Origin of the sequence: Mycobacterium sp. KBS0706 (genome assembly GCF_005938675.2) — a bacterium.
Lineage (GTDB): Bacteria > Pseudomonadota > Alphaproteobacteria > DSM-16000 > Inquilinaceae > Inquilinus.
The window spans coordinates 34,688-44,706 of record NZ_VCCH02000069.1; the positions used below are offsets into that span (position 1 = coordinate 34,688).

A 10,019-nucleotide genomic window follows, 5' to 3' on the forward strand; every position below is an offset into this window, starting at 1 on the left:
CGCCATGCTGGTCGAGTTCCAGGACCTGTCGGTCCAGTTCCGCACCGAGGAGGGCGTCGCCCGGGCGGTGACCGAGGTCAGCTTCGGCATCGCCGAGGGCGAGACCGTCGGCGTGGTCGGCGAATCCGGCTGTGGCAAGAGCGTCACCGCCTTGTCGCTGATGGGCCTGCTGCCACGCCCGGCCGGCAAGGTCGCCGGCGGCCGCATCCTCTATCGCGGCCGCGACCTGCTGGGGCTGAAGCCGGAGGAGATGCGCGGCCTGCGCGGCAACGAGATCGCCATGATCTTCCAGGAGCCGATGAGCGCGCTGAACCCGGTGCTGACCATCGGCGAGCAGATCGTCGAGCCGCTGGTCGAGCATCGCGGCATGACGCCGAAGGCGGCCTGGGACGAGGCGATCGCACTGCTGGACCGGGTCGGCATCGCCCGGGCGACGCAGATCGTCGAGGGCTATCCGCATCAGCTGTCGGGCGGGATGCTGCAGCGGGTGATGATCGCGATCGCGCTCAGCTGCGGCCCGAAGCTGCTGATCGCGGACGAGCCGACCACCGCGCTCGACGTCACTATCCAGGCGCAGATCCTGGAGCTGCTGGGCCGGCTGAAGCGCGAGCAGGGCACGGCGCTGATGCTGATCACCCACGACCTCGGCATGGTGGCGGAGCTCGCCGACCGGGTGATGGTGATGTATGCCGGCCGGGTGGTCGAGACCGGGCCGGTGCGCGACATCCTGCTGCGGCCGAAGCATCCCTACACCCGCGGGCTGCTGGCCTCGCGCCCGGTGCCGGGGCAGCGCCGCCGCCGGCTCGACTCGATCCCGGGGCAGGTGCCCAGCCCGGCGCATCTGCCCGCCTGGTGCGCCTTCGCCGACCGCTGCTTCGCCGCGGCCGATATCTGCCGCACTGGCATCCCGGCGCTTGAGCCCGCCGGGGCGCCGCACCGCGCCGCCTGCTTCCTGGCGCAGTCGGTGGCAATATGACCGAAACTCCGCTGCTCGAGGTCAAGGGGCTCAAGACCCATTTCCCGATCCGCGACGGGGTGTTCGGCCAGGTCACAGGCCATGTCCGTGCCGTCGACGGGGTCGATCTCCGCATCCGCCGCGGCACCAGCTTCGGCCTGGTCGGCGAATCCGGCAGCGGCAAGTCCACGCTCGGCCGCACCGTGCTGGGGCTGTACGAGCCGACGGCTGGCACCGTGCGCTTCGAGGGGCGGGACATCAACGCCATCGGCCGGCGGGGTTTGAAGGCGCTGCGGCCGAAGATGCAGCTGGTGTTCCAGGACCCCTACGGCTCGCTGAACCCGCGGGTGCGGGTCGGTGACGCGATCGGCGAGGCCCTCCTGGCCCACGGCCTGGTCCGTCGGGCCGAGCTGCGCGACACGGTGCTGGAGGTGATGCGGATCTGTGGCCTCGCGCCCTACCAGTATGCTCGTTACCCGCATGAATTCTCCGGCGGCCAGCGCCAGCGCATCGGCATCGCCCGGGCCCTGGCGCTGAAGCCGGAGCTGATCGTGGCGGACGAGCCGGTCTCGGCGCTCGACGTCTCGATCCAGGCGCAGATCATCAACCTGTTCGCCGACCTCAAGGAGCAGCGGGGCGTCACCTTCCTGTTCATCTCGCACGACCTGGCGGTGGTCGAGCATCTCTGCGACGAGATCGCGGTGATGTATCTCGGCGTGATCGTCGAGACCGCCGGCCGCGACGCGCTGTTCGACCGGCCGCTGCACCCCTACACCAGGGCGCTCCTGTCGGCGATCCCGGCGATCGACCCGGATGCGCCGCGCGACCGCACGGTGCTGACGGGCGAGCTGCCCAGCCCGGCCAGCCCGCCGGCCGGCTGCCGCTTCCACACCCGCTGTCCGCTGGCGACCGACCGCTGCCGCGCCGAGGTGCCGGAGATGCGCATGCTGGGCGAGGGCCACAGGGTCGCCTGCCACCTGGCGTAGCGGAAAAAATCGGAGGCCTGTCGAATCCGGTTCGGGACGGACGATTAGGGGCATTCACAGCGCAAGCAGAAGGAACCGGTCATGCGCTATGCCTGCCTCATCTACTACGATCCGCAGACCCTGTTCGGCGGCAGCCCTGAGGCCAATGCGGCGCTGGAGGGCTGTTCCACCCATGACGAGACGCTGAAGGCCAGCGGCCATTTCGTCGCCGGCGAGGCGCTGGAGCTGCCCGACGGGGCCCGCACCGTGAAGGTGCGCGAGGGCAAGGCCTCGGCGGTCGATGGTCCGTTCATGGAAACCAAGGAGGTCCTCGGCGGCTTCGTGGTGATCGACGCGCGGGACATCGAGGAAGCGGCCGAAGTTGCCGCCACGCACCCCTTGGCCCGGATCGGCTTCGTCGAGGTGCGGCCGCTGGTCGATTTCAGCACGCCGCCGCCGGATTTCAGCCAGCAGGCCTAACCGGACCCGGGCGTGGCCTCGCGCCGCGCCCGGCTGGCCTCGGCGGCGATGTCGAGGAAGGCGCGGACGATGGCCAGGCGCTGGCGCTCGCGCAGGCACACCACATACTCGTCCATCTCCACCCGGCAGCCTCCGATCGGGCGGCTGACGAAGCGCGGATCGGGCGTCAGCTCGCCCGCCGACATGAAGCCGATGCCCAGGCCGGCGGCGATCGCCTCGCGCGACGCCTCCCGGCCCTCCACCTCCATCCACGGCGTCAGCGGCAGGTCGACCGCGGCGAAGGCGCGCTCCACCGTCTCCCGCGTCATCGACCCGGCCTCACGCATCACCAGCCGCTCCCGCGCGATCAGATGCGCGGGCACGACGCGCATCCGGGCCAAAGCGTGATCGCGCGGCAGCAGCACATGCACCGGGTCGTGCCACAACGGCAAGGCGTGCAGCTGCGGGTCGCCCGGCACCCGCGCCAGCACCGCCACGTCGAGGCGGATGTCGACCAGGTCGGCCAGCACCCGCTGGGCGTTGCCGACCGTCATTCGCACCCGCGCCCCGTCATGCCGGGCGGTGAAGGCGGCGATCAGCGGCATGGCGTGGAACGGCCCGTCCGCGCCCAGGCGCAGCGTGCCGGTCGGCACCCGGCTGGTGCCCTGCAGCAGCTCCACCGCCTCGGCCTGCGCGGTGAAGGCGCGGTTGGTGTAGGTCATCAGCTCGGCGCCCAGCAGGGTCAGCTCGATGGTCCGGCCGGAGCGGCGGAACAGCTGCACGCCGTAACGCTGCTCCAACGCCTTGACCTCGATCGACAGGGTCGATTGCGACACGCCGATCGCCCGCGCCGCCTTGGTGAAGCTGCCCTCCGCTGCCACCGCGTGGAAGGCGCGCAGCTGGACGGCCAGTGTTGAGCTCATCAATGATCCATATGGAGAATATGAATTGGATCAATATTAGACTCTCTGGCTTTCTCCGGCCATCCACGATGTCGGGGAGCGCGCCATGAGCTTCATCCAACGCCGCCGCTATGACGGCCCGATCCGGGCCGCGATCTTCGACTGGGCCGGCACCACGGTCGATTTCGGCTGCCAGGCGCCGATCACCTCGCTGGTCGACGCCTTCGCGGCGATGGGCGTCGCGGTGCCGCTGGCCACCGCCCGGCTGCCGATGGGCATGGCCAAGTGGGACCACATCCGGGCGCTGCTGGACATGCCGCAGGTCGCGGCGGCCTGGGAACAGGCACAAGGCCGGCCGCCGGTGCCGGCCGATGTCGACGACGTCTACGAGCGCTTCCTGCCGCTGCAGGTCGCGGCGGTGCAGCGACATGCGGTGCTGATCCCCGGCACGGTCGAGGCCATGGCGGCGCTCAAGGCCCGCGGCATCCGCATCGGCACCACCACCGGCTTCCCGCGTCCGGTGATGGACGTTGTCATTCCGGAGGCGGCCCGGCAGGGCTATGCGCCCGAGGTCATCGTCTGCGCCGGCGAGACCCCATCCGGCCGCCCCGGCCCGGCGATGGCGCTGAAGGCGCTGATCGAGTTGGACATCCATCCGGTCCAGGCGGCGGTCAAGATCGGCGACACGCTGGTCGACGTGGCCGAGGGGCTGAACGCCGGCATGTGGACGATCGCCGTGGCCGTGACCGGCAACGAGGTCGGGCTGACCGAGGCGGAATGGGCGTCTCTGCCGGCGGAGCGGCAGGCGCAGCTGCGCCGCGTCGCGGCCGACCGGCTGCGGGCGGCCGGCGCGCATGAGGTGGTGGACGGCATCGCCGACGTGCCGGCCGCGATCGAGCGGATCGAGGCGTGCATCGCCGTCGGGGACGCGCCGTGAACCGCTATGATCTCGCCGTCGTCGGCGCCGGCATCCTCGGCCTCGCCCATGCCCTGGCCGCGGCGCGGCGGGGCCACCGGGTGGTGGTGATCGACCGCGAGGCGCGCGCCATCGGCGCCTCGATCCGCAATTTCGGCTTCGTCACCGTCACCGGCCAGTCGGCCGGCCCGACCTGGCGCCGGGCGATGCGCAGCCGCGACGTCTGGGCCGAGGTGGCGCCGCAGGCCGGCATCCCGGTGCTGCATCGTGGCACCGCGCTGCTGGCCCGGACGCCCGAGGGGATGGGCGTGCTGGAGGCCTTCGCCCGCACCGGGATGGGCGAGCGCTGCACCCTGCTGCCGGCCGCCGGCATGGCGGCCCGTCTGCCGATGGCGCGGGCCGAGGGGCTGGTGGGCGGGCTGTGGAGCCCGTATGAGCTGCGGATCGAGCCGCGCGAGGCGATCCCGCGCCTGGCCGCCTGGCTGGAGGCGGCTTATAGCGTCGTCTTCCGCCGCGGCGTCCAGGTCCGCGCGGTGCAGGCGCCGCGGGTCGAGACCAGCGAGGGCGCCATCCTGGCCGACCGCATCGTGGTCTGCCCCGGACCGGACCTGCGGTCGCTGTTCCCGGAGATCATGGCCCGTCGCCGCACCACCCTGTGCAAGCTGCAGATGCTGCGCTTGGCGCCGCCGGCCTGGCGGCTGCCGGCGGCGGTGATGGGCGACCTCAGCTTCGCCCGCTATCGCGGCTATGCCGACCTGCCGGAGGCGGCGCCCCTGAAGGCGCGGCTGGCGGCCGAGGTGCCGGAGACGCTGGCCAACGGCATCCACCTGATCGTGGTGCAGTCGGCCGACGGCTCGCTGGTGGTCGGCGACTCCCACCATCACGACGACTCGCCCGACCCCTTCGCGCCGCACGCGGTGGAAGGGTTGATCCTGCGCCACATGGCCGAGCTGCTGGACGTGCCGCAGCCGGCGGTGACCGAGCGCTGGGTCGGGATCTACCCCTCCGGCCCGGCCGAGGCCTTCGCCGAGGCGCCGGACGAGGCGACCCGGGTGGTCCAGGTCACCAGCGGCACCGGCATGAGCACCGGCTTCGCCATCGCCGACGAGGTGGTGGCCGGTCTGTTCGGCGCGGCGGCCCCGCGCCACGCCGCCTGACCCGGTCCCGGATCAGAGCACGAAGTCGCCGGCCACCAGGGCATAGGCCCCCGTCAGCTGGATGTGGAAGTCCGAGGTGCCGTCGCCGTTGAGATCGCCGGCGATGGTGGTGATGGTGCCGTTGGAGGCGTAGCGCAGCTGCCCGGCGATGCCGCTGTACAGCGCGGTGCCGATGAAGCTGAAGGCCTGGTTGCCGGCGAGGACGCTGCTGGCGTCGATCGCCGCCAGGTCGATCTTGTCGCCCTGGGCATGGCTGAAATCGGTGATCCGGTCGGCATTGGCCCCGACCGCGCTCTGCGCTGCGGTGCCGTAGGCGAAGCGGTCCGCCCCGGCCCCTCCCGTCAGCGTGTCCTTGCCGTCGGCGCCGGCGAGCACGTCGTCGCCGTTCCAGCCCTGCAGCACATTGGCGCCGCTGTTTCCGGCCAGGCTGTCATTGCCCTGGCTGCCGGAGAGATTCTCGATCCCGGTCAGCGAATCGTCCTGGGCCTCGCCGTTGCTGCCGCTGCCCGTGGCCAGGCTGACCGAGACGCCTGCCGAGCCGGTGTAGTAGCTGGCGGTATCGGTGCCGGCGCCGCCGTCGAGCGTGTCGGCCCCGGCGCCGCCGCGGAGCACATCGTCGCCGCCGACGCCGCGCAGGTTGTTGCCGCCCGTGTTCCCAACCAGGGTGTCGGCGCCCTGGCTGCCGTCGATATTCTCGACCTCGATATAGGTGTCGCCCTGGGCCGCGCCGCCGGATCCGAGGCCGGTGGCGAGGTCGGCCACGATGCCGACGCTGCTGTCGGTATAGGTCGCCGTGTCGCCCAGCGCGGTCCCGTTGTCCCGGCCGGCGAGCTCGTCGGCCCCTTGTCCGCCGCGCAGCACGTCGTCACCGCCGTTCCCGTTCAGGATGTCGTCGCCGTCGAGGCCGGTGAGTGTGTTGGCGCCGGCGTTGCCGAAGATCAGGTTCTTGGCCGCGTTGCCGGTTCCGTTGAGGCTGGCGAGGCCGTCGAGAGTCAGCTCCTCGACATTGTCGGCCAACGTGACGCTGGTGAGGGCGATCACCCGATCATAGCCCTCGCCGGCACGCTCGATCACGATGTCACCGCTGGCATCGACCCAGACGATGTCGTCGCCGGTGCCGCCGATCAGGATGTCGTCACCGTCGAGGCCGTTCAGCCGGTCGTTGCCGGCGCCGCCGTCGACGACGTCGTCGCCGGCCCCGGCGTCGACCAGATCGGCGCCCTCGAAGCCGCGCAGCACGTCGGCTCCGGCGCCGCCGATGAGGATGTCGTCGATCGCCGAGCCCAGGACCGATTGCGGCGTGGCGGCGTAGGCAGCGGTGAACACGTTCCAGGTGGCCGCGATCCCCTCGGCACTGAAATCATTGGTCGCCTGGAAGCCGAGGACATAGGCGGTCACGTTCGATCCGGAGTCCAGCCCGAGGCCGACCATGGCCAAACCGTTCTCCGTCCCAACTCCGTTCCCCACGGGGATGGCGGAGGGACTGTCGGCCAGGTTATAGGTCATTCCCCAGGAAGTGTTGCCGAAATATTCGGAGGTTTCCGGGTCGATATACGGATCGACGTAATAATCGATCAGGATGTTGAAGGTACCGGTCGAGCGATCGATCTCGGCATTGAGACTCCAATAGCCGGACATGGATGTTTCCCCCTTGGAGCCTGTGTTGAGCGTACCAATCCGGCCGCAGGCTTTCCGGCCGCGCAGGGAACGGGACGGGCGGGGCGCATTTCCGCGGTGCCGCTCGCGTCTCCAAATCGTGGCTTTGAACCAGGAAAATATCGGCAAAGCGCGTCTTGAATGGACGCGAGTATGACAGAAGTCGCAGAACCGCGGGATCACCCGATTGGGTCAACCGGCGCCGGGGCCTGGCTTTCGACGCGACGGAATTCCGCCACAAACTCAGGTGTTGATCAGGCGAGAGATGAACGACGAGGGAGAGCGTCGTGGCATATGGCAGTGGTCTGTTCCGCACGGGGCTGGTCGCGGTCGCCATCGCAGCGTCCGCCCCGCTCGTAGCGTCGTGCCAGACAGGGCCCAGCTACTATGGTGGCGGCTACTACGGCGACAGCTATTCCAGCTGGTACGATGACGACAATCGCGACTGGGGCTATGACCGCAGCCGGTACCGCTATCGCGATGATAACCGATATCGCTACCGTGACCGCGATCGGTATCGGCACCGCGATCGGGACGATGACGACGACAATGACCGGCGCCGAAACCGGCAGCGCAGCAATCGCGACGGCGATGCTGAGGATCGTTTCTGGCGCCTGTTCGGGAAAGACGGGCGGAGCCCGGACAACAACCGCAACCGCAACAACTCGGAAAACGTCCGCCGCTCGGACAATGGCGACAGTAACCGCGGCAACCGCGGCGGGAACGACCGCGACAACAACGTGCAGCGCCTCTTCTTCCCGCCGAAGTAGGGCACTCGGCGGCAAGTGCTCCTGCGCCGTCGTCGAGTCATACCTCCGATCCTGCCTGTGCAGGGCCGGCAGCGGCTTCGACGGAGCCCGTGCCCTCGCCCGTGCGTCTTCTGGATGGACCACGGAGGCAGCAGGATGCCCCTCATGAAATCGCGGCCGCGACTGGCGCCGGGATCGGTGCAGCCAGCGCCGATATCGCGACGACGACCGCCGCTACGGCCATCGGCGCCACCGCAACGACACGGAGGAGCAGCTCTGGCGGTTGGTCCGCTGAGTCCGAATTGATCCGGGAGGGATGGCGCACTCGACAGGATTCGAACCTGTGACCTCCGCCTCCGGAGGGCGGCGCTCTATCCAGCTGAGCTACGAGTGCAGGCCATGGACTCGGGCCCGAGGACCCGAAGCGGCGCGGACCATACTGCAAAGCGGCAGCGATGCAAAGCCCGGATTCGGATTGCAGCCTACCGACGTTTGACAGACCCGACCGCAGCCGGAATGCTGGCGGCATCCCATCGAAGCGGGAGGCGCCGGTGCTGCATCGCGGTCTCGCCCTGGCCCTGGCGCTGTGCGCGGTCCCCGCCGCGGCGCAGGAGATCGATGTCGATGTCGAGCTGGTCTTCGCCACCGACGGCTCCGGCTCGATCGACGACGAGGAACTGCGGCTGCAGCGCGAAGGCTACGCCAAGGCCCTGGCCGACCCGCGGGTGCAGCAGGCGATCCGCGGCGGCATCACCGGCCGGATCGCGGTCGCCTTTGTGGAATGGGGTGGGGCGGACTCGCAGCATGTCATCGTCGACTGGACCGTGATCGACGGGCCGGCCAGTGCCGCCGCCTTCGGTGCGGCGCTGGCGGCGGCACCCCGGCGCGCGTTCGGCTGGAACTCGATCAGCAACGCCATCGACCTGTCGCAGCGGCTGATCGAGGGCAACGGCCACGAGGGGCTGCGCAAGGTGATCGACGTATCGGCCGATGCCGGCCAGCGCGGCGGCCGGCCGCTGCCGGAGGTCCGGGCCGAGGCTCTGGCCGCCGGCATCACCATCAACGGCCTCGCCGTGCTGTCGCGCAGCGGCCGGCCGGGCTGGGCCGGTGGCACGCTGGAGGACTTCTTCCGCGACCAGGTGATCGGCGGCCCCGGCGCCTTCGTCATCACCGCCGACGCCGATGCCCGCTTCACCGAGGCGGTGGTGCGCAAGCTGATCCTGGAGATCGCCGAGCGGCCGGGGGCGATGACCATGCCGCCCGGCTGACGGCCTGGGCAGGCGCTGCTAGGGTGCCGCGTCGAATCGGTTCCTGGAGCAGTTCAGATGAAAGCCCGCATCACCTGGGTCGAAGGCCGCACCTTCCTCGGCGAATCCGGCAGCGGCCATGCCGTGGTCATGGACGGCGCGCCGGAGAGCGGCGGACGCAATCTCGGCGTCCGGCCGATGGAGATGCTGCTGCTCGGCCTCGGCGGCTGCACCGCCTTTGACGTGGTGATGATCCTGGAGAAGGCGCGCGAGCCGGTGGCGGACTGCCGGGTCGAAGTCGAGGCCGAGCGCGCCGAGACCGACCCGAAGGTCTTCACCAAAATCCATCTGCGCTACATCGTCTCCGGCCGCGGCCTCGACCGCGCCAAGGTCGAGCGCGCCGTGGCGCTGTCCAAGGAGAAGTACTGCTCCGCCTCGATCATGCTGGGCAAGGTGGCCGAGATCACCGCCGAGATCGAGGTCGTCGAGACCGCCTGAGCCGGCTCAGGCCGCCGCCTTCAGCGCCGCCAGCCCAGCGGCGATCGCCGTGATGTCGTCCGGCCCGGCGCCGCCGGCCTGAAGGCAGGTGTCGAGCCGTGCTTCCAGCGCCGCCGCCGCGGTCGACAGCGCCGCGAAGCCCATGGTGCCGCCGGTGCCGTGCAGCCGGTGCACGATGAAGCGCAGCCCCTTCAGCGCCTCGGCGTCGCCGGCCCGCACCGCCGCCAGCAGCGCCTCGGCCTCGGCCAGCTTCTGCGGCAGCTCGGTCGCGAACTTCGCCCGCAGCCGGTCGAGATGGGCCTGCAGTGCGTCCTGGGTCACGACCCTGTGTCCCACCCTTCGCGCCGGCCCCAGATGGCGCGGATCTCATCCGACAGCGTCATCGGGTCGAAGGGCTTGGAAATGACGTCGACGGCGCCGAGGGCGCGATAGCGCGCCACCTCCTGCGGCTGCACCTTGGCGGTCATGAACACCGCCGGCGTGGCCGCCGTCCCCGGCAGCGCCCGCAGCGCCGC

At 70.5% G+C, this 10,019-nt stretch carries 11 protein-coding genes, 1 tRNA gene and 1 pseudogene; 8 read left to right on the forward strand and 5 right to left on the reverse strand.

All coding sequences use genetic code 11. The features are described from left to right. Positions 1-4: 4 nt before the first annotated feature. The 3 genes from FFK22_RS29325 to FFK22_RS29335 all read left to right on the forward strand — a co-directional run bounded on the left by FFK22_RS29325 (position 5) and on the right by FFK22_RS29335 (position 2,400). Entirely contained in the window at positions 5-976 is a 972-nt protein-coding gene (locus FFK22_RS29325) for an ABC transporter ATP-binding protein (RefSeq protein WP_138885761.1), read from the forward strand. Further along, entirely contained in the window at positions 973-1,941 is a 969-nt protein-coding gene (locus tag FFK22_RS29330) for an ABC transporter ATP-binding protein (RefSeq protein ID WP_138885760.1), read from the forward strand. The genes FFK22_RS29325 and FFK22_RS29330 overlap by 4 nt, the downstream gene beginning before the upstream one ends. Positions 1,942-2,022: 81 nt before the next feature. After that, positions 2,023-2,400, forward strand: coding sequence for a YciI family protein (locus FFK22_RS29335; protein WP_138885759.1), 378 nt, complete (start codon positions 2,023-2,025; stop codon positions 2,398-2,400). Here the strand turns inward: FFK22_RS29335 and FFK22_RS29340 are convergent. After that, a complete protein-coding gene (locus FFK22_RS29340; protein WP_138885758.1) occupies positions 2,397-3,302 on the reverse strand; it encodes a LysR substrate-binding domain-containing protein in 906 nt (301 codons plus the stop codon). The genes FFK22_RS29335 and FFK22_RS29340 overlap by 4 nt on opposite strands. 85 nt (positions 3,303-3,387) lie before the next feature. On the opposite strand from FFK22_RS29340, the gene phnX reads away from it, so the two are divergent. After that, positions 3,388-4,218, forward strand: coding sequence for a phosphonoacetaldehyde hydrolase (gene phnX / locus FFK22_RS29345; RefSeq protein ID WP_138885757.1), 831 nt, complete (start codon positions 3,388-3,390; stop codon positions 4,216-4,218). Next, positions 4,215-5,354 carry a TIGR03364 family FAD-dependent oxidoreductase gene (locus FFK22_RS29350; protein WP_138885756.1) on the forward strand — a complete coding sequence of 380 codons (1,140 nt, stop codon included), beginning with the start codon at positions 4,215-4,217 and terminating at the stop codon, positions 5,352-5,354. Before phnX ends, FFK22_RS29350 begins: the two co-directional genes overlap by 4 nt. A 12-nt stretch (positions 5,355-5,366) precedes the next feature. Here FFK22_RS29350 and FFK22_RS29355 read toward each other — a convergent pair whose 3' ends face one another. Continuing rightward, positions 5,367-6,992: a calcium-binding protein gene (locus FFK22_RS29355; protein WP_138885755.1), complete on the reverse strand. Its 1,626-nt coding sequence runs from the start codon at positions 6,990-6,992 to the stop codon at positions 5,367-5,369. A 305-nt stretch (positions 6,993-7,297) separates the two neighbouring features. On the opposite strand from FFK22_RS29355, the gene FFK22_RS29360 reads away from it, so the two are divergent. Next, a complete protein-coding gene (locus FFK22_RS29360; RefSeq protein WP_138885754.1) occupies positions 7,298-7,780 on the forward strand; it encodes a hypothetical protein in 483 nt (160 codons plus the stop codon). Positions 7,781-8,076: 296 nt separating this feature from the next. Here FFK22_RS29360 and FFK22_RS29365 read toward each other — a convergent pair. Next, positions 8,077-8,153, reverse strand: a tRNA-Arg gene (locus FFK22_RS29365). Positions 8,154-8,310: 157 nt separating this feature from the next. Between FFK22_RS29365 and FFK22_RS29370 the strand changes: the two genes are divergently transcribed. Together FFK22_RS29370 and FFK22_RS29375 are read left to right on the forward strand one after the other, a co-directional pair. After that, complete coding sequence (locus FFK22_RS29370) at positions 8,311-9,027, forward strand: DUF1194 domain-containing protein (RefSeq protein ID WP_221938952.1); 717 nt, start codon at positions 8,311-8,313, stop codon at positions 9,025-9,027. Positions 9,028-9,084: 57 nt separating this feature from the next. Beyond that, positions 9,085-9,504, forward strand: a complete 420-nt coding sequence (locus tag FFK22_RS29375) for an OsmC family protein (RefSeq protein WP_138885752.1) — start codon at positions 9,085-9,087, stop codon at positions 9,502-9,504. A gap of 6 nt (positions 9,505-9,510) precedes the next feature. Here the strand turns inward: FFK22_RS29375 and FFK22_RS29380 are convergent, their stop codons facing one another. Continuing rightward, positions 9,511-9,825 carry an Hpt domain-containing protein gene (locus tag FFK22_RS29380; protein WP_186002719.1) on the reverse strand — a complete coding sequence of 105 codons (315 nt, stop codon included), beginning with the start codon at positions 9,823-9,825 and terminating at the stop codon, positions 9,511-9,513. Further along, a pseudogene (locus FFK22_RS29385) lies at positions 9,822-10,019 on the reverse strand (response regulator); the annotation flags it as partial. The pseudogene FFK22_RS29385 and the gene FFK22_RS29380, both read right to left, overlap by 4 nt.